Source organism: Thioclava marina (assembly GCF_002020135.1).
In the GTDB taxonomy this organism is placed as follows: Bacteria; Pseudomonadota; Alphaproteobacteria; order Rhodobacterales; family Rhodobacteraceae; genus Thioclava; species Thioclava marina.
The window spans coordinates 1,658,423-1,675,858 of record NZ_MPZS01000001.1 but is presented as its reverse complement, the minus strand read 5'-3'; the positions used below and the strand labels follow the sequence as shown (position 1 = coordinate 1,675,858).

Here is a 17,436-nt window from a genome sequence, read left to right as displayed (position 1 = left end):
GCGTGAGATTGGTTTCACTCCCCTTGCCATGCAAGCGAATGCGCAACAGCTATGCGTCAAATGCAAGTGGAGGCGGAACAGATGGCGACCTTGAAGAAAGTTCTTTTGGTTGACGACGATACCGATCTGCGCGAGGCGCTGGCCGAGCAGCTGATCGCGACGGACGATTTCGATGTGTACGAAGCCGGGAACGGTCACGAAGCCGTGGATAAGGCCAAGTCGGCGCTTTACGATCTCGTCGTGCTCGATGTGGGCCTGCCCGATACCGACGGCCGCGAGCTGTGCAAGAAACTGCGCAAGCAGGGCGTGAAATGCCCGATCATCATGCTCACCGGCCACGATACCGATGCCGACACGATCCTCGGCCTCGACTCGGGCGCGAATGACTACGTCACCAAACCCTTCAAGTTTCCCGTGCTCCTCGCCCGCCTGCGCGCCCAGCTGCGCACCCATGAGCAGTCCGAGGACGCTGTCTTCCAGCTTGGCCCGTATACGTTCAAGCCGGCGATGAAGATGCTGGTCGACGACAAGGACCGCAAGGTGCGCCTGACCGAGAAGGAAACCAACATCCTCAAGTTCCTCTATCGCGCCACCGATGGCGTGGTGCCGCGCGACGTGCTGCTGCATGAGGTCTGGGGCTACAATGCGGGGGTCACGACCCACACGCTCGAGACGCATATCTATCGCCTGCGTCAAAAGATCGAGCCCGATCCCTCGAACGCGCGTCTGCTTGTGACCGAATCGGGCGGCTACCGTCTGGTAGCCTGATCCCGTCTCTCTTTGTGTCAGTGTCTCTTGGTAACAAGTGACGAGGGCGGTCCCTGCGGGGGCCGCCTTTGTCGTTTCAGTCGACGAAATCAGACGGAGGGGTAGATGTCTTCCTCTGCCTCTTCGAGGCTAATGCCGAGCGCGTTCAGCCCGTCTTCGAGATGATCGGCGAGCATCGGATTGCCGAGCAGGTAATCCTCGGTCGGCGCGGTGGCCTCGGCCTTGGCGGTCTGCATCGCCTCGTCGAGTTCGGAAGCGTCGAAGGTGTCGCGGCCGATCCACATTACGGCGGTCAGCGCCGCCTGTTCGTCCTCGTTGAGGGCGGCGATGAAGGCGCGCAGCTCACGGGCCTGACCCGAGCCGGGCACGTCCGCGTCGAACTTGCGCGCGCGGATGATGACATGGGCAATCTTGGCCGGGCTGATGGTGAGCATGGGTCCCTCCGTTTATGGGCTTATAATCCCGTCAATGCGCGGCGTGTGCAAGCGTTTGCGTGTCGCGTCAAGCCCGCGCAGGGATCAGGCCGCGCAGAGAGTTGCCCATGAAGATCTCGCCCTGTGCCAGATCCTCTGGCCGCAGGAGGGCTTCGCGCGCCGCTCCCGTTTCCAGAAGCTCTTCGCGCAGGATGCCCGGCAGCAAGCCGCAGGCGAGTGGCGGGGTCAGGTAGATCCCGCCGCGTTTCAGGAAGAGGTTGGTGATCGTGCCCTCGCAGATCTCGCCGCGCTCGTTGAGCAGGATCGCCTCGTCGATACCGTCTGGCAGGGCGGCGCGGGCGGCGTCGTAGGGCGCGCGCGCCGTGGTCTTCAGGCGCAGCATCGGGTCCTGGCTGTCGAGCGTGACGTTCGAGATATGAACGCGCCAGGCGGTGGTCGGGGTCAGGGGCGCGGAGGTGATCTCGATCGCTCCCTTGGCATCAAGGGTCAGGCGCACGCGCAGGGGGCTTGCACCCGAAAGCGCTGCGAGGGCTGCGGTCAAGGCAGTCTTGTCGAGCGGGTAGCCGAGCTGCGCGGCCCCGCGGGCCAGCCGCGCGATATGGCGGGCGCGGCGCCGGATTCCCTCGCCGGGGTGCCAGCCGAAGGTCTCGATCAACTTCAGATCTGCAGGAACCGGGTTTTCCAAAGCGCTTCCTCATATTCGCCATGGGCGGTGGAATCATAGACCAACCCGCCGCCGACATTCACCCGCCATTGGCCGGGGCCGGTCTGCATCAGCGTGCGGATTGCGACGTTGAACTCCATCCGGCCGTCGGGCGCGGTCCAGCCGATCGCGCCGCAATAGATGCCGCGCGGGTCCGGCTCCAGCTCGCGGATGATCTCCATCGCGCGGATCTTCGGCGCGCCTGTCACCGAGCCGCAGGGGAACATCGCGCGCAGGATCTCGGGGAGATCGGTGCCGGGGACCAGTTCGCCCTCGATCTCCGAGATCATCTGGTGGACCGAGCGATAGGTTTCGACCTCGAAGAGGCGCGGCACCTTGACCGAGCCCGGCGCGCAGATCCGCGAGATGTCGTTGCGCAGCAGATCGACGATCATCAGGTTCTCGGCGCGATCCTTCTCGGCCCCCATCAGATCGGCCTTCAGCGCCGCGTCCTCTTCGGGCGTCGCCCCGCGAGGGCGGGTGCCTTTCATCGGGCGCGTGACGATCTTGCCACCCTCGACCCGAAAGAAGAGCTCGGGCGAGCGCGACAGCAGCCGCACCCCGGCCAGCGCGACATCGGCCCCATGGGGGACTTGGCCGGCGCTGGACAGGGCAGCGTAAAGCGCCTCGGGCGGGGCGTCGCACATCACGGGCACCGGGAAGGTCAGGTTCACCTGATAGCAATCGCCCGCGCCGATATAGTCGTGGACCGTCTGGAATGCCTCGGCATAACGCGCCTCGGACCAGAGCGGTTCGCCCAGCTCGATCTGCGGCGCGTGCTCGGACACCGGCGGCGGCAGGTCCTCGGGCGCGTCGTAAACCCCGAAGGCCAGCAGCGGCAGATCGCGATGTTCCGGCAAGAGCGGCGCGAGGCGTTCGGTCAGGCAATAGCCCAGCTCATAGGCGGCGAACCCGGCCAGCCAGCGCCCCTCGGCCTGCGCGCGCGTGATCGCCGCGAAAGCTGCGGGCAGATCCTCCGGCGCATCGGCGCGGATGACCTCGTGGGGGTCGCGGAAGCGGCAGCGCCGACCGTCCGGCCCCCTGTCGAAACGGACCTCGTCATTCATGGGCGCACTCTATGCCAGTCTCCGAAGGCTCAGGCAGCCGAAAAGCGACGCTTAGCTCTTATTTTCGCTAACCGAGACGAGCTGCGGTTGCGCGGGGACATCCGGGGCAAGCTCCTCGAAATCGAAATTATCCAGGCGGCGCGCGCGCTTTCCGGCCTTCTCGGCCGAGATCTTGATCTCCGCGATATCCTTCGCAGCCTGGCCGAAATGTCGGTCGAGGTTCTCGACGCGCGTGCCGAGACGGTCGACATCCGAGTAAAGCGCGGCCAGTTCCTTGCGGATCGCGCCTGCCTGTTCGCGCATCCGCGCATCCTTCAGAACCGCGCGCATCGTGTTCAGCGTCGCCATGCAGGTCGTGGGCGAGACGATCCAGACCTTTGCGGCAAAGCCCTCACGCACCAGCTCGGGGAAGTTCGCGTGCAGCTCGGCATAGACGGCTTCCGAGGGCAGGAACATCAGTGCGCCATCGGCGGTTTCGCCTTCGAGAATGTATTTCTCCGAGATCGCCTTGATATGCGCGCGCACGGCCGACTTCATCGCGCGGGCGGCTTCTTGCAGTTCCCATTGGGTGTCCGCGCGGCGCAGCGCCTCATAGGCCTCCAGCGGGAATTTCGAGTCGATCACGATGGGACCGGGCGGGTTGGGCAGGTGGATCAGGCAATCCGCGCGCTTCCCGTTCGACAGCGTCGCCTGCATCGTGAAACTGTCCGACGGCAGCGCCTTGCCCACGATATCGTGCAGCTGGATTTCCCCGAACGCCCCGCGCGTCTGCTTGTTCGACAGGATGTCCTGAAGGCTCAGCACATTGCCCGAGAGCTTCTCGATATTGGCCTGCGCCTTGTCGATCGCTTCGAGCCGCTGATGCAGGTCGCCTAGGGATCGCGCCGTGCGGGTCGCGGTGCCGTGCAGGCTCTCGCCCATCGCGCGGGAGACATCGGCGAGACGCTGTTCCATCAGGGCAAGCACCTTGGTCTGGCTCGCGGCCTGCGCCTCGGAGACATGATGCAACCCGCCGGTCAGTTGTTGCTGCCCGTCCGAGAGGTTCTGAACGCGCTGCGCGAGCAGGTTCATCTGGCCGATCATCGGGTCCATTGCGCGGGTCTGACGGCCCGCTGCGCGCAGGATGGCGATCATCAGGAAAAGCACGATCACAAGCGCAGCCGCCCCGGCCAGAAGGCCGAGGGTCAGCGGGTCGCCGAGGTTCAGGGTCATATCGCCGATCTGGATCATGTGCGCCCGAAGAGCCTTTCGATATCGCTGAGTTTCAGTTCGACATAGGTCGGGCGCCCGTGGTTGCACTGACCGGAATGGGGGGTGGCTTCCATCTGGCGCAGGAGCGCGTTCATCTCGTCGGCGCGCATCTGGCGGCCCGAGCGGATCGAGCCGTGGCAGGCCATCCGGCTCAGAACCGCCTCGATCTTGGCCTGCACCAGCTGGCTGTCGCCCAGATCGGCAAGCTCATCGAGCACGTCACGCAGCAGCGCTTCGGCGTTGATCTCGCCGAGAACGGCAGGGGTTTCGCGCACGGCAATGGCCGCGCCGCCGAAGGGTTCGATGGTCAGGCCCAGACGGCCAAGCGCCTCGGCATGTTCCAGCAGCAGTGCCGCGTCGCCTTGGGACAGCTCCACGATCTCGGGGATCAGCAAGGCCTGCGCGGGCACGCCGTTTTCGGCCATCTGAGCTTTCAGCTTTTCATAAACCAGCCGCTCATGCGCCGCGTGCTGATCGACGATGACGATGCCGCGTTCGGTCTGGGCGATGATGTAGTTCTCATGCACCTGCGCGCGGGCGGCGCCGAGCGGTTTCTCGGTCAGGGTCGGCTCTGCGGGGGCCGTGGCTTCGGCGCGCGCAGAGGGCGCATAGTCGAAACGCGGGGCGGGGGCCTCGTTGAAAACCGGCTCGATCAGCGGGGCCTGCGCAGCATAGGACGTGCGCATCGCGCCATAGCTCGGGCGGTCCATCTGGTAGATACGCGGCGGCTGGTCGGCGGTAGGTTCTGGACGCATCGCGCCCAGCGTCGCCTCGGCTACGGTCGAGGAGGCGCGATGGCCCGCCTGCGCAAGCGCGTGGCGCAGCCCGGTCACGATCAGTCCGCGCACGGTGCCCGCCTCGCGGAAGCGCACCTCGGCCTTGGCCGGATGCACGTTCACGTCGACGCGCTCGGGGTCGCAGGTGATGAAGAGGCAGGCGGCGGGGTGACGCTCGCGGCTCAGGAAATCCATGTAAGCCGCGCGCAGTGCCCCGATCAGCTGCTTGTCGCGGACCGGGCGGCCGTTGACGAAGAGGAACTGCTCCACCGCCGCACCGCGCGAATAGGTGGGCAGCGCGGCATAGCCCGTCAGGCGGATCTCTTCGCGCTCGGCCTCGATCTTCACGGCGTTATCGGCAAATGCGCGGCCGATCACCCGGCCGAGCCGCGCCGCGAGCGCGTCGAACAGCTCGCCCTGTTCGGCATCGGCGCGGAAGATCTCGCGCGATTTGTCATTCGAGACATCGGTGAGAGTGAAGCTGACATAGGGTTCCGCCATCGCGAGGCGCTTCATCACGTCCGTGATTGCCTGTGCCTCTGCCCGGTCGGTGCGCATGAATTTCAGCCGCGCGGGGGTCGCGAAGAACAGGTCGCGCAGTTCGACCACCGTGCCCCGATTCAGTGCCGCAGGTTTCACCGGGCCGATCTGCCCGCCGGCGACGGTGATCTGGCAGGCGTCGAACCCGTCCGCGCGCGAGGTGATCGTCAGTCGGCCCACCGCCCCCAAGGACGGCAGCGCCTCACCGCGAAACCCGAAGGTGTGGATATTCAGAAGGTCCGAGCCGTCGATCTTCGAGGTGGCGTGACGCGAGAGCGCCAGCGGCAGATCCTCGGCGGTCATCCCGCAGCCATCGTCGCTCACGCGGATCAGGGTCTTGCCGCCATCGGCGTAATCCACCGCGATCCGGGTGGCGCCCGCGTCCAAAGCGTTCTCCACCAGCTCCTTGACTGCGGAGGCCGGGCGCTCGACCACCTCGCCCGCCGCGATGCGGTTTGCCGCAGCGTCATCGAGTTGACGGATCACCGGGCGTTCGCCCGTGCCTATGTTGCGGTTGTGCTGGTTCATTCCACTAGGGATAGCATGGCGGAGGTCTCATCTAAAGAGATTCGCGCCATCTATCCCCAGCGAAATCTGGCCGACTAAATCAGTTCAGCCCTTGCGGGCGCCCGACCACGACAAAGGTCAGCTCTTTCGCGTCGAGAATACGCTCCGCGACACGCGCGATATCCTCTTTCGTGACCGCGTTCACCTTGTCGTTGCGGGTGTCGATATAGCTGCGATCCATACCGTTGAGCTGCATGCCGGTCAGGATCCCCGCGATCGTGCCATTGCCGTCGAAGCGCAGCGGATAGGCTCCGCTCAGGTAGGTCTTGGCGTCTTCAAGCTCCTTGTCGGTCACCTTTCCGGTGGCTGCCTTGCGCCATTCCTCTTCCACCACGGAGATCGCCTCGGCGACCTTTTCATTGGCCGAGGCGAAGCTGCCTTGCCAGGTCTTCGCGAGGTCCTTGTCGACGATGTAGGAGGCGATGCCATAGGTCAGGCCGCGCTTCTCGCGCACCTCATCCATCAGCCGCGACGAAAAACCGCCAGCGCCGAGGATCTGGTTGAGCACATAGGCCGGGAAGAAATCGGGATCGCTCATCGCGATACCCTTCTGGCCGAACATGACCACCGATTGCGGGCTGTCGAAATCAACCGTCGTCACGCCGCCCTTCAGTTCGGGTGCGACGGCGGGCGGCTTCTCGGCCCCTGTTTCGGGGAGATCCCCCAGGAGCTTGTCGAGCATAGGGCCGAGCTCTTCGGGCGTAATATCGCCCACGGCCGAAATCACCATGTGATCGCGCGTCATCACGCGGTCCTTGGCCGCGAACATGTCCTCGCGCGTCAGCCCCTTCACGCTCTCCTCGGTGCCGTTGAGCGAGCTGCCATAGGGGTGGTCGCCATAGGCGATTTTGCGGAAAGTCTCGGCGGCGATGGCGTTGGGATCTTGCTTGTCCGAGGCGATGATCGCGAGAACCTGCTGGCGCACGCGGTCGATCGCGGTCTGGTCGAAGCGCGGATTGACCAGCGCCTCGCGCAGCAGGCTGACCGCCTTGTCGCGGTTTTCGCTCAGCATCCGGGCCGAAACCTCGAGGGAATCATCCCCGACGTCGAAGCTGAACTGCGCCGCGAGCGCCTCCTGCGCCTCGGCGAATTGCTGGCTGTCCATCTGACCGGCGCCCTCTTCGAGGGTTGCGGTCATAAGGTTGATCGCGCCGCGCTTGCCGGGTGCATCGAGACTCGCACCGCCCTTGAAGGCAATGTCGAGTGCGGTGAAGGGGATGTCGTGATTCTCGACGAGCCACGCCTTGATGCCGCCGGGGGAGGTCACTTCCTGGATCTCGATGGCGCGGGCCGGCAGGGCGAGGATCAGCGCGAAAAGGGTCGCCATCGCGAGACGCGCGGCGATCGGGAAACGGGTATGGATCATTGCGTGACCTCCTGCGCGGGGGCGGGCGGGACGGCCGGGGCCGCAGCGGCGAGCGGCTTGCTCGCGGGTTCGGCGTAGCCGGTGACCGAGTTGCGCGCCTCGAACAGATCATGGGCGGCGGCCATCACGTCCTCTTCGGTGACCGAGGTCAGCACATCGGGCCAGGCATCGACATCCTGCACGGAAAAGCCCGAGGCCAGCGCCTCGCCATAGCGGCGCGCGAGCCCCTGGGTGTTGTCGCGCGAATAGATCTCGGCGGCTTTCACCTGCGTCTTGATCCGGGCGAACTGATCGGGGTCGATCCCTTCGGTGAGGAACTGTTCGATCGCATGATCGAGCGCCTTTTCGGCTTCGGGAAGGCTTACATCCTTCGCCGGCATGACCGAGATGTTGAAGGTGGTCTGGTCGATCGACATGCCGTCGTAATACGTCGAGGCATAGATCGCTGTGCCGTCACCATAGATCAGCTTGCGGCCAAGCACCGAGGTCGCCTGATTGCCGCCGAGAATTTCCGACAGCACGGTCAGGGCGGCGGCGCGCTTCTGATCGCCAGGGTTGCGCTCGGGGGCGAGATAGGAGCGCACGAGATAGGGCTGGGCCACGCGGTCATCGCGGAAGGTGATGTGGCGCGCGGCGCGTTGCGGCGGCTCTTGCGGGCGCGCACGCGGCTGCAGATCTTCGGTCGGCTTCAGGGCGCCGTAGTACTTTTCGGCCAGCGCCTTGACCTCATCGGGCTTCACATCGCCTGCGACCACCAGAACCGCGTTATTCGGTGCGTAATATTCGTGATACCAGTTCAGCGCGTCCTGCCGCGTCAGCCCCTCCATCTCCTTGCGCCAGCCGATTACCGGCGTGCCATAGGGCGAGTTGAGGAACTGGGCGGCGCGCTCTTGCTCGTTGAACAGCGCCGAAGGGTTGGAATCGGTGCGCTGTGCGCGTTCTTCGAGGATTACCTGCAATTCGGTCTTCGCGTCATCGGGAGAGATCCGCAGGTTGCGCATCCGGTCCGCTTCCATCTTCATCACCAGCGGCAGACGGTCGGCGGCGATGCGCTGGAAATAGGCGGTGTAATCGTAGCTCGTGAAGGCGTTGTCCGAGCCACCATTCGCGGCGACCGTCTTCGACAGCTCGCCCGGCGCCATCGTGTCGGTGCCCTTGAACATCAGGTGTTCCAGGTAATGCGCGATGCCCGATTTCCCGCGCTTTTCATCGGCGGATCCGGCCTTGTACCAGACCATATGGACCACGACCGGGGCGCGGTGATCTTCGATCACGACGCCCTTGAGGCCGTTCTCCAATTCGAAGGTAGAGACGTTACCGGCGACTGCCGGGCTCAGACCTGCCAGCATCAGCAGGGCGAACAGGAACGCGCGCAATGCCCAACTCCTCACAAGACACAGTTGCGAGCAAGATAGGCACTCCCGCGCGCCGTGCAAAGCACGCTGACGGTCTCGTGATGGGATTTCGTGTTACTTCACTTCCTGCTGCGCCTCGCCCGAGGGCGGAGCGGCAGGGGTGATGATGCCAAGGCGGCGCCAACGCTCAAGCTCGGCCGACTGGTCGAGCTCCATCGGCTTGTAGGCCTTGTAATAGACCGAGACGCTCAGCAGACGCTCGAGCAGGCGGCCGTCATGATCCTTGCGCCACTCGTAATCCTCGGCGGCGAGGGTCTGGCGGATGCCCGCCTGGCTGCCATAGCGCGACGCGGCCGAGACCAGTGCGCGGTCGCCTGTGGGAACCTGCCCGCTCTCGTCGAGGCGGCGCGGATTTCCGCCAAGTGCGGCGACGGCATCGGCTTCGGGGGTGGGATCGGTGATGTTCTTGCCGCCCGGCGTGGGCGCGGGCAGGGCGCTGAGATCCTTTGGCATCTCGAGCGGCTTCGTCGGCAACACGCCGAATTCGTCCGGCCCCTGATGCGAGGAACGCAGATTCATCAGGCTGGGCTCGCGGTTGTTGCCGCAGGCAGCCAGCGTCAAAACCGCCATCATTGCGATTCCGAGCGTGCCGATCCGAGCCTGCATGGACCACTCCCTTCCCAGTTCCGACCCCGTCTTAGCGCAACACGAAGGCGGCGTCACCTGCGAAAAACCAACCTAGCGCTCGGTCGCGCGATTGTCCTTGCCGGTGAAGAGAACAAGCCCCACCGCGCCTAGGAAGATCGTGATGTCGGCCACGTTGAACGAATAGGGGTTCGTCCAGCCCGGCAGCGACATGTTGAGGAAATCGGCCACCGCGCCATAGACGAGCCGATCGACGACATTGCCAAGGGCGCCTCCGACGAGAAGCCCCGCCGAGACATGAACCTTGCGGCTATGCGGCTCGCGCGCGATCCAGAACCAGACCCAGGCCGAGATCGCCAGCGCCACGAGGATCAGCACCCAGCGCATCGCATCGGTCTCACCCGAGAACAGGCCGAAATTGACGCCGCGATTCCAGGCCATGCGGAAATTGAGGAAGGGCGGGATTACGTCGATCGCGCCCAACCGGTCAAGATGGAGCCCCTGCACCACGATATATTTGGTGACCTGATCGAGGATCAGCACCCCCGCCGTCACTTTCGCTGCAAGCCGCATTGTTCTGTTTGTCCTGTCCCTTGTCCGCGCTGCATTCTCCGCGCAGCCCGGTGTCGCCGGGCTACGCGCAGAAATCGACAGATCAGTGGCGGAAATGGCGCATTCCGGTGAAGACCATCGCGAGGCCGCGCTCGTTGGCCGCGTCGATCACTTCCTGATCGCGCATCGAGCCGCCCGGCTGGATGATCGCGGTGGCGCCCGCCTCAGCCGCGGTGATCAGGCCGTCGGCGAAGGGGAAGAACGCATCCGAGGCCACGACCGAGCCCTTGGTGGGCGTCTCGGCCATGCCGCAGGCCTCCATCATGTCCTTGGCCTTGCGCGCGGCGATCCGGGTCGAGTCGACGCGGCTCATCTGGCCTGCGCCCACGCCGACGGTCGCGCCGTCCTTGACGTAGATGATCGCGTTCGACTTGACGTGTTTCGCGACTTTCCACGCAAACAGCAGGTCTTTGAGTTCCTGCTCGGAGGGCTGGCGCTCGGTCACGACCTTCAGGTCGTCGAGCGTGATCACGCCATTGTCCTTGTCCTGCACGAGGAAGCCACCCGCGACCTGACGGTAGGTGGTGATCGGCGCGGTGGTGTCGGGCAGGCCGCCGGTTTCCAGCAGGCGCACGTTTTTCTTCTTCGCGATGACTTCCTTCGCCGCCTCGTCCACGGCGGGCGCGATGATGACTTCCGAGAAGATCTTGGTGATCTCTTCGGCGGTGGCCGCGTCGAGGGTCTGGTTCAGTGCGATGATGCCGCCGAAGGCCGAGGTGCGGTCGCAGTCGAAGGCGCGCTTATAGGCCTCGATCACGGTCTCGCCGGTCGCCACGCCGCAGGGGTTGGCGTGTTTGATGATGGCGACGGCGGGCTTGTCGGTGCCGAATTCCGAGACGAGTTCAAACGCGGCATCGGTGTCGTTGATGTTGTTGTAGCTCAGTTCCTTGCCCTGAATCTGCTTGGCGGTCGCCACGCCCGGACGGTTCGTACCGTCGAGGTAGAAGGCCGCCTGCTGGTGCGGGTTTTCGCCGTAGCGCAGCGTCTGCGCGAGCTTGCCCGCGAAGGCGCGGCGGCGCGGGGTCTCTTCGCCGATGGCGCCCGCCATCCAGGTCGAGACGGCCGCGTCATAGGCGGCGGTGCGCGCATAGGCGATCTGGGCGAGGCGCTGGCGGAAGGGGTAGGAGGTCGCGCCGTCATTGGCGTCAAGCTCGGCCAACACGGTGGCGTAATCTTCCACATCCACCACGGTCGAGACGAAAGCATGGTTCTTCGCCGCAGCCCGGATCATCGCCGGGCCGCCGATGTCGATATTCTCGATGCAGGTCTCGTAATCGGCGCCCTTCGCGACGGTTTCCTCGAACGGGTAGAGGTTGACCACCAGCAGGTCGATCGCCTCGATCTGATGGGCTTTCATCGCGGCGAGGTGTTCTTCGTTGTCGCGCAGCGCGAGCAGGCCGCCATGCACTTTCGGGTGCAGCGTCTTCACGCGGCCATCCATCATTTCCGGAAAGCCCGTCACGTCCGCCACGTCGCGCACGCTCAGGCCTGCTTCGCGCAGCGTCTTGGCGGTGCCGCCGGTGGACAGCAGTTCCACGCCGCGCGCGGCGAGCGCCTGGGCGAACTCGACCAGTCCGGTCTTGTCGGAAACGGAAATCAGCGCACGGGTGAGGGGGATCGGGCGGGTCACGGGCAGCAGCTCCTCGCAAGGCTCAGGTCAGGGGGCACCCTGTGAGCCTCGGGATCTGCCCCAAGGTCAGGGCGCGACGATGGCCGAGGGGTTATCGCGTGCTTGCGAAAAGGTCCAGCCAATCTGGCAGGCGCGATCAAGAACCTTGCTCGAAAGCACGATTTGCAGGCTCGCGCGGGGGCGAATGCGTCCCTTTTCGAGGTAGACCGAAGGCTCCAGCGCCAGATCGGCCACGCCATCGTGACGGAAAACCCAGATCTCACCCGAGCGCAGCGCGACCGAGACGGCGGTGCCGCCCATGTCCAGCGTCGCGTCGCAATCAGGATGAAGGTGGAACCGGATGTCGAAGGGGATGCCGCGCAGCCCCTCGCGTTCGAAGATCTGCTCGAAGCGGGCGATATCCTGGGGTGTCATTGCGCCGAGCGTGTCGCGCCCGCGCAGTTCACGTCCGTCCGTGCTCAGGTCGAGCTCACGGATATGGGTCATGCCGTGGGTCTCGGTATAGCCGTCATGGCCGAAGATCATGCCCGACTCGGTCGCGTCGTCGGTGCGGGCCCAGACATCTTTCGGCGTCTTGTCGAGATAGGCGCGCGGGGCGCGACCAAAGAGCCGTTCCGGCCCGAGACGGGAGGAGGAATAGCCATAGATCGAAAGCGTGGAATGGCTGGCCGTGGCGCGGCCCGCGCGATGCCAGTCACGGCCGAAATGCGCGCCCGATCCGCAATTGACGATCATCGGGCGGCGGCTCGAGGTAAGCTCGAAAGCCAGCGTCGAGGCATGGGCATTGGCCGAGGCCAGCCCCTGCGGCGGTCGTGCCGCGTCGATGATGAGCGAGCTGCGTCCGCCCTGCATGCGCACGAAGCCCATCGCCATCGGCTCGCGCCGAACGCCGCGAATGCCGGTGGCCGAGAGTGCGGCGTCAAGCCGCCCCTCGAGCCCGCGCCCGCCGCCGTGAAAGCGGGCCAGCGCCCCGTCCGAATGGCGCAGCGCGCGCAGGGTGGGCGCGATCCGCGAGATTGAGTCTCGCAACGCCCCCGGCGGGGTGCGTCCCGCGGTGATCAGGGCCTCATTCGCCCAATTGAGCAGCGTCAGGACTTCGAGCAGCTCTTCGGGGCAGCGCGTCGGAAGGCCGCCCTCGGCGTCGATCTGCGCCTCGCATTCCTTTGTCAGCGCCTCGATCGCGGGGGCCGCGTGGCGCTCCATCCCGGTCAGCGCGAGACCTGCATAGATCAGACCCGTCAGAGCTTCGAAGCGCGGCAGGCCGGGCGCGGTGCTGGTCCAGCGTTTCGACAGGAAGATCGTCTGCTGGCCGAGCGTGCGGAAGAACCGGTCGGAATCGTCGCGCTCGCGCCCGTTGAGCAGCAAGATCGCGTGGTTGATCCAGCGGATCAGCCGTCGACCGGTCAGATCAGGCGTCCAGCCCGGACCCTTGCCGCCGCCGAAGCGGTCGATCCAGCCAAAGACCCAATCCTGCGCGCGGATCCGCGCCTCTCGGTCGCCCACGGCGGCGAGGTCATCGAGCCAGCCGCAACCCTGCAACGCCTCCTCAAACGCGGGATCGGGCATCGGCAGATCCCAGATGTTCACGCCGGGGCCTTCGATCAGGAAGCCCGCGAAGAGGAAATTTCCCTGAATGAGCTGCCGCCCCTTGGCGAAGGAGCCGATCGTGCGCGGCTCGGGCTGGCTGACGAACCCGGTGGCGGGGCGGGCGCGTCCCGCGCGTGCGGCGGCAAGGCGGTTGAGCGCCGTGTCGAGTTTCGCCGTCGATCCGGAAGTGTCCTTGCCCATTCCTGTTGCCGCTCGAGAAGCCCTTCTGTCGGGGGGATGCGCTCACGTTACTCACGCAGGCGCGACCTGTCACCGTCTGCGATGCGGGTTCAGGCCGAGCGTTGCAGCTTCGCCATGTAGAACCCGTCCATGCCGCCGCGCTCGGGCCAATAATCGGGCCGCAGGCGCAGGCCGCCTTCCTCAGTTATCCAGTCGGGTTCGATGCCGGGAAGGTCGGGGCGAATGACGCTGAGGTCTGGATGACGCGCGAGTGCCGCCTTGATCTGTGCCTCGCCCTCTTCGGGCAGAAGCGAGCAGGTTGCATAAACCAGCGTGCCGCCGGGTTTGAGCCATTGCAGAGCGCGATCGAGGAGTTGTTCCTGCAGGGCAAAGAGCGGTTTGATCGAGCCGCCGTCCTTGATGAAGGGCAGGTCGGGGTGGCGGCGGATCGTGCCGGTGGCCGAGCATGGCGCGTCGAGCAGGATCGCATCGAACGGTGCCTCGGGTTCCCAGTCCAGCGCATCGGCTGCGATCACCTCGGCCTCGAGCTGCATCCGGTCGAGGTTCTCGGCGAGCCGTTCCAGACGGGCCTCGGAAATATCGAGCGCGGTGACCTCCGCCCCGGCGCTTGCCAGTTGCAGCGTCTTGCCGCCCGGCGCGGCGCAAAGGTCGAGCACACTGGCGCCGGTTGCGGGAGCGAGCAGCTTCGCGGGCAGGGCCGCCGCCGCGTCCTGTACCCACCATGCGCCGTCCTCGAAACCGGGCAGGTCCGAGACCTTGCCGGCCTCATGCAAGCGCAGCGAGCCGGTAGGCAGCAGTTCCGCGCCCAGCCGTTCCGCCCAGCCTGCCGCATCTTCCTTCGCGCTCAGATCGAGCGGCGCCCCGGCCAGATGCGCGAGTTCCATCGCCTGCGCGGCCTTCTTGCCGAAGGCAGACATCACGCGCCCACGCAGCCAGCCGGGCATCTCGGGGGCCGGGATGGCCTCCCATTTGTCGCCTTCCTCGGCCACCTTGCGCAGCACCGCATTCACCAGCCCCGAGAAGCTGCGCACCTTCGGTCCGGCCGATTTCACCAGCGTCACGGCGGCATCGACCACACCATGCGGGGCCTGTTTCTCTTCCAGCAGTTCGACCGTCGCCAATCGCAGCAGCGCCATCACATCGGTCGGCGCGCGGCGGCGCAGATGCGGTTTGAGGATCCGGTCCGCGCGGCCCATATGGCGCAGCGTCGTCGTTGCGAGGCGCTGGGCGCGGGCGCGTTGCGCGGGCTCCAACCCGTCGAGCGCCTCCGCACCGATCTGGTCGGCAAGGCTCTCGTGATCCTCGAGAACGCCGACAATCAGGCCGAGGGCGGCGCGGCGCGCGGGGTCGGGTCTGGACATGGGCTGCGGCTTCCTGGCTTGTTGCGGCTTGAGCGCAGGCCTATATCATGCCCCGATCCGCAGACAAGGAAGGACAGGGCAATGTCCGATCAGCCCGAAGAAAAGCGCGAGCTGCCACCCGCAGCGATCCGCGCGCTGGCCGAGGCCGAAGAACGCCGCAGGAAAGCCAAAGAGATGGAGCTGCCGACCGAGCTTGGCGGTCGCGACGGTCCCGAACCCGTGCGCTACGGCGATTGGGAGAAGAAGGGTATCGCGATCGACTTCTGAGCGTTGTTCCGGCGGAGCGGCCGGAGAGGGGGGCGCTGCCCCCCGTCGCCGGATGGCGACATTTTCCGGACAAAGAGGGGGCGCTGCCCCCCGTCGCCGGATGGCGACATTTCTCAGACAGAGAGGGGGCGCCGCCCCCTCGGCGCGATGCGCCTCACCCCCGGGATATTTGAACCAAGAGGAAGGGGCCGCGGTTCAGAGCCCCAGCACGTCCATCATGTCATATTCGCCGGGGGCCTTGTCCTGACCCCAGAGCGCGGCCTTGAGCGCGCCGCGTGCGAAGATCGCGCGGTCGGTCGCGACATGACGCAGGATGATGCGCTCGCCAAGGCCGGCGAAAAGCACGTCATGCTCGCCCACGATATCGCCGCCACGGATGGCCGAGAAGCCGATCGCCCCGCGCTTGCGCGCGCCGGTAATGCCGTCGCGGCCCGATTCGCGGTTTTCCGAGAGAGCGATGCCCCGGCCTTCGGCGGCGGCCTCGCCCAGCATCAGCGCGGTGCCGGAGGGGGCGTCGACCTTTTTGTTGTGATGCGCCTCGATCACCTCGATATCCCAATCGGCATCGAGCGCCTGAGCGACCTTCTTCGTCAGTTGCGTCAGCAGGTTCACCCCGAGGCTCATATTGCCCGCGCGCACGATCACCGCGTGGCGCGCGCAAGGCTTCAGCGCGGCGATGTCATCTTCGTCCATACCGGTCGTGCCGATCACATGGGTGAGCCGGGCCTGAGCCGCGAGTTTCGCGAATTCACGCGTGGCCGCGGGAGCGGTGAAGTCGATCACGGCCTGCGCGCCGGAAAACGCCTCGAGCGGATCGTCGGTGACGATCACGCCGCTGGGCGCGCCGCCCATGGCCGTGCCCAGATCCTGACCGATCCAGTCATGGCCCGCACGTTCGACCGCGCCGACCAGGCGCGCCTTGTCGCTCTCGGTCACGGTGCGGATCAGCATCTGGCCCATCCGGCCCGACGCCCCGGTGATCACGATGCCCGGCAGATCGCTCATGTCTCTCTCCTTACGCAGTTGCGCGTTCTCTAGCTTGTGCAGGCGGGCTTGGCAAAGGCGCAGTTGCGCAAGGGCTTCAGACGCCCTATGTGAGCGCCATGGCAAAGAACCGCTTCTCCTCGGGCGAAGGCCCCTCGCAACGTCAGCTCCGCATGGGCGAACTGATCCGGCGCACGCTGTCGGACATCCTGTTGCGTGGCGATGTGCATGACCCCGATCTCAACCGGATCTCGGTGACGGTGGGCGAGGTGCGTTGTTCGCCCGATCTGAAGGTGGCGACCGCTTACGTCACGCCGCTGGGTGGGCAGGGTGCTAAGGAGCTGATCGCGGCGCTGGCGCGCAACAAGGGCGAGTTGCGGCACCTGCTGGGCAAGGAAATGACCGCGAAATACAGCCCCGACCTGCGGTTCCGGCTGGACGAGACCTATGACCGGCTGGACGAGACGCGGCGGCTGTTTTCCGACGAGACTGTGCAGCGCGACATCGCCGCGCGCGAGGAAGATGACGACGATCTGGAATAGGGCGGCGGCGCTGGCGCTGCTGGCCGGGCCTGCCTTCGCGCAGGCGCCCTGTCGCGATCTGAGCTTTGATGACACGCGCTATACGGTCTGCGAGGCCCATGCCGGGGATGACCTGCGGCTTTTCCTCGATGATGCGGATGGCAATCTGATCGGCACGCCCGAGCGGCTTTCCGAAGTGATCCCCGCAGGCGATCAAATCGTCTTCGCGATGAATGCCGGGATGTATCATCCCGATAGAAAGCCGGTGGGGTTGTTCATCGAAGGCGGTGAGGAGCTGCACAAGATCGTCACTTCCGAAGGGCCGGGGAATTTCGGGCTGCTGCCGAATGGTGTGTTCTGTATCGGCAAAGGGTTTTCGGTGGTGGAATCGCGCGCTTTCGCCGCCGATCCGCCAAGCTGCGATTATGCGACCCAATCGGGCCCGATGCTGGTGATCGACGGGGCGTTGCATCCGAAGTTCCTCGAAGACGGCACGTCGAAACATATTCGCAACGGGGTGGGCGTTTCGGCGGACGGCCAGACCGCCTATTTCGCGATCTCGGATGCGCCCGTCACCTTCCACGAATTCGCGCGGCTCTTCCGCGATGACCTGAAGACGCCGAACGCGCTTTACCTCGATGGCAAGGTCTCGCGGCTCACAATCCCCGATCAGGGGCGTGAGGATCTGGGGCTGCCGATGGGGCCGATCGTGGCGCTGATCGCGCCTGCGCCGCCAAGCCCTGCCGATTGACGCGGCGCGCCCCTTGGGCTAGCAGGCGCGGCTCGAACGCGAAGGAGGCC

17 protein-coding genes are annotated in these 17,436 nt (G+C 65.7%); 4 read left to right on the top strand and 13 right to left on the bottom strand.

Annotated elements, in window-relative coordinates:
* Window positions 1-81 precede the first annotated feature (81 nt).
* Window positions 82-768: a response regulator transcription factor gene (locus BMG00_RS08085; RefSeq protein ID WP_078527222.1), complete on the top strand. Its 687-nt coding sequence runs from the start codon at window positions 82-84 to the stop codon at window positions 766-768.
* An 89-nt stretch (window positions 769-857) separates the two neighbouring features.
* Here BMG00_RS08085 and BMG00_RS08080 read toward each other — a convergent pair whose 3' ends face one another.
* From BMG00_RS08080 to BMG00_RS08025, 12 genes are all read right to left on the bottom strand, one after another.
* The gene (locus BMG00_RS08080; RefSeq protein ID WP_078526241.1) at window positions 858-1,202 is read right to left on the bottom strand and encodes a DUF3775 domain-containing protein; all 345 of its coding nucleotides are present in this window, start codon (window positions 1,200-1,202) and stop codon (window positions 858-860) included.
* 67 nt (window positions 1,203-1,269) lie between these two features.
* Window positions 1,270-1,887, bottom strand: a complete 618-nt coding sequence (locus tag BMG00_RS08075) for an aminotransferase class IV family protein (protein WP_078573890.1) — start codon at window positions 1,885-1,887, stop codon at window positions 1,270-1,272.
* A complete protein-coding gene (locus BMG00_RS08070; protein ID WP_078573883.1) occupies window positions 1,860-2,972 on the bottom strand; it encodes an aminodeoxychorismate synthase component I in 1,113 nt (370 codons plus the stop codon). The genes BMG00_RS08075 and BMG00_RS08070 overlap by 28 nt, the downstream gene beginning before the upstream one ends.
* A 51-nt stretch (window positions 2,973-3,023) precedes the next feature.
* Window positions 3,024-4,202 carry a DNA recombination protein RmuC gene (locus BMG00_RS08065; RefSeq protein WP_078573876.1) on the bottom strand — a complete coding sequence of 393 codons (1,179 nt, stop codon included), beginning with the start codon at window positions 4,200-4,202 and terminating at the stop codon, window positions 3,024-3,026.
* Complete coding sequence (gene mutL, locus BMG00_RS08060) at window positions 4,199-6,067, bottom strand: DNA mismatch repair endonuclease MutL (RefSeq protein WP_078573874.1); 1,869 nt, start codon at window positions 6,065-6,067, stop codon at window positions 4,199-4,201. The genes BMG00_RS08065 and mutL overlap by 4 nt, the downstream gene beginning before the upstream one ends.
* A 79-nt stretch (window positions 6,068-6,146) precedes the next feature.
* Window positions 6,147-7,472 carry a M16 family metallopeptidase gene (locus tag BMG00_RS08055; protein WP_078573873.1) on the bottom strand — a complete coding sequence of 442 codons (1,326 nt, stop codon included), beginning with the start codon at window positions 7,470-7,472 and terminating at the stop codon, window positions 6,147-6,149.
* Window positions 7,469-8,821 carry a M16 family metallopeptidase gene (locus BMG00_RS08050; RefSeq protein WP_078574277.1) on the bottom strand — a complete coding sequence of 451 codons (1,353 nt, stop codon included), beginning with the start codon at window positions 8,819-8,821 and terminating at the stop codon, window positions 7,469-7,471. The genes BMG00_RS08055 and BMG00_RS08050 overlap by 4 nt, the downstream gene beginning before the upstream one ends.
* A gap of 120 nt (window positions 8,822-8,941) precedes the next feature.
* On the bottom strand, window positions 8,942-9,493 hold the full coding sequence (locus tag BMG00_RS08045) for a DUF3035 domain-containing protein (RefSeq protein WP_078526228.1): 552 nt from the start codon (window positions 9,491-9,493) through the stop codon (window positions 8,942-8,944).
* A 72-nt stretch (window positions 9,494-9,565) separates the two neighbouring features.
* Window positions 9,566-10,045: a signal peptidase II gene (gene lspA, locus BMG00_RS08040; RefSeq protein ID WP_078526226.1), complete on the bottom strand. Its 480-nt coding sequence runs from the start codon at window positions 10,043-10,045 to the stop codon at window positions 9,566-9,568.
* An 82-nt stretch (window positions 10,046-10,127) separates the two neighbouring features.
* A complete protein-coding gene (gene purH, locus BMG00_RS08035; protein WP_078573871.1) occupies window positions 10,128-11,714 on the bottom strand; it encodes a bifunctional phosphoribosylaminoimidazolecarboxamide formyltransferase/IMP cyclohydrolase in 1,587 nt (528 codons plus the stop codon).
* 66 nt (window positions 11,715-11,780) lie between these two features.
* On the bottom strand, window positions 11,781-13,502 hold the full coding sequence (locus BMG00_RS08030; protein WP_078573870.1) for a heparinase II/III family protein: 1,722 nt from the start codon (window positions 13,500-13,502) through the stop codon (window positions 11,781-11,783).
* Between the two features lie 89 nt (window positions 13,503-13,591).
* On the bottom strand, window positions 13,592-14,863 hold the full coding sequence (locus BMG00_RS08025) for an RsmB/NOP family class I SAM-dependent RNA methyltransferase (RefSeq protein WP_078573868.1): 1,272 nt from the start codon (window positions 14,861-14,863) through the stop codon (window positions 13,592-13,594).
* Window positions 14,864-14,944: 81 nt separating this feature from the next.
* On the opposite strand from BMG00_RS08025, the gene BMG00_RS08020 reads away from it, so the two are divergent.
* Window positions 14,945-15,130, top strand: coding sequence for a DUF1674 domain-containing protein (locus BMG00_RS08020; protein WP_078573867.1), 186 nt, complete (start codon window positions 14,945-14,947; stop codon window positions 15,128-15,130).
* A gap of 195 nt (window positions 15,131-15,325) precedes the next feature.
* Here the strand turns inward: BMG00_RS08020 and dapB are convergent, their stop codons facing one another.
* The gene (gene dapB / locus BMG00_RS08015) at window positions 15,326-16,135 is read right to left on the bottom strand and encodes a 4-hydroxy-tetrahydrodipicolinate reductase (RefSeq protein ID WP_078526215.1); all 810 of its coding nucleotides are present in this window, start codon (window positions 16,133-16,135) and stop codon (window positions 15,326-15,328) included.
* A 98-nt stretch (window positions 16,136-16,233) separates the two neighbouring features.
* Between dapB and rbfA the strand changes: the two genes are divergently transcribed.
* Both rbfA and BMG00_RS08005 read left to right on the top strand, forming a co-directional pair.
* Window positions 16,234-16,656 (top strand): 30S ribosome-binding factor RbfA, encoded by a 423-nt coding sequence (rbfA, locus tag BMG00_RS08010; RefSeq protein WP_078573866.1) that lies wholly within the window; start codon window positions 16,234-16,236, stop codon window positions 16,654-16,656.
* A complete protein-coding gene (locus BMG00_RS08005; RefSeq protein ID WP_078573865.1) occupies window positions 16,637-17,386 on the top strand; it encodes a phosphodiester glycosidase family protein in 750 nt (249 codons plus the stop codon). Before rbfA ends, BMG00_RS08005 begins: the two co-directional genes overlap by 20 nt.
* Window positions 17,387-17,436: the final 50 nt, after the last annotated feature.

What these genes read in the sequence shown, in the direction of transcription:
- lspA (WP_078526226.1), bottom strand. Translation starts at nt 10,045, where the DNA reads ATGCGGCTTGCAGCGAAAGTGACGGCGGGGGTGCTGATCCTCGATCAG.
- BMG00_RS08065 (WP_078573876.1), bottom strand. Translation starts at nt 4,202, where the DNA reads ATGATCCAGATCGGCGATATGACCCTGAACCTCGGCGACCCGCTGACC.
- BMG00_RS08030 (WP_078573870.1), bottom strand. Translation starts at nt 13,502, where the DNA reads ATGGGCAAGGACACTTCCGGATCGACGGCGAAACTCGACACGGCGCTC.
- BMG00_RS08045 (WP_078526228.1), bottom strand. Translation starts at nt 9,493, where the DNA reads ATGCAGGCTCGGATCGGCACGCTCGGAATCGCAATGATGGCGGTTTTG.
- BMG00_RS08050 (WP_078574277.1), bottom strand. Translation starts at nt 8,821, where the DNA reads ATGCTGGCAGGTCTGAGCCCGGCAGTCGCCGGTAACGTCTCTACCTTC.
- BMG00_RS08055 (WP_078573873.1), bottom strand. Translation starts at nt 7,472, where the DNA reads ATGATCCATACCCGTTTCCCGATCGCCGCGCGTCTCGCGATGGCGACC.
- BMG00_RS08085 (WP_078527222.1), top strand. Translation starts at nt 82, where the DNA reads ATGGCGACCTTGAAGAAAGTTCTTTTGGTTGACGACGATACCGATCTG.
- BMG00_RS08025 (WP_078573868.1), bottom strand. Translation starts at nt 14,863, where the DNA reads ATGTCCAGACCCGACCCCGCGCGCCGCGCCGCCCTCGGCCTGATTGTC.
- BMG00_RS08080 (WP_078526241.1), bottom strand. Translation starts at nt 1,202, where the DNA reads ATGCTCACCATCAGCCCGGCCAAGATTGCCCATGTCATCATCCGCGCG.
- BMG00_RS08005 (WP_078573865.1), top strand. Translation starts at nt 16,637, where the DNA reads ATGACGACGATCTGGAATAGGGCGGCGGCGCTGGCGCTGCTGGCCGGG.
- rbfA (WP_078573866.1), top strand. Translation starts at nt 16,234, where the DNA reads ATGGCAAAGAACCGCTTCTCCTCGGGCGAAGGCCCCTCGCAACGTCAG.
- mutL (WP_078573874.1), bottom strand. Translation starts at nt 6,067, where the DNA reads ATGAACCAGCACAACCGCAACATAGGCACGGGCGAACGCCCGGTGATC.
- BMG00_RS08070 (WP_078573883.1), bottom strand. Translation starts at nt 2,972, where the DNA reads ATGAATGACGAGGTCCGTTTCGACAGGGGGCCGGACGGTCGGCGCTGC.
- BMG00_RS08020 (WP_078573867.1), top strand. Translation starts at nt 14,945, where the DNA reads ATGTCCGATCAGCCCGAAGAAAAGCGCGAGCTGCCACCCGCAGCGATC.
- dapB (WP_078526215.1), bottom strand. Translation starts at nt 16,135, where the DNA reads ATGAGCGATCTGCCGGGCATCGTGATCACCGGGGCGTCGGGCCGGATG.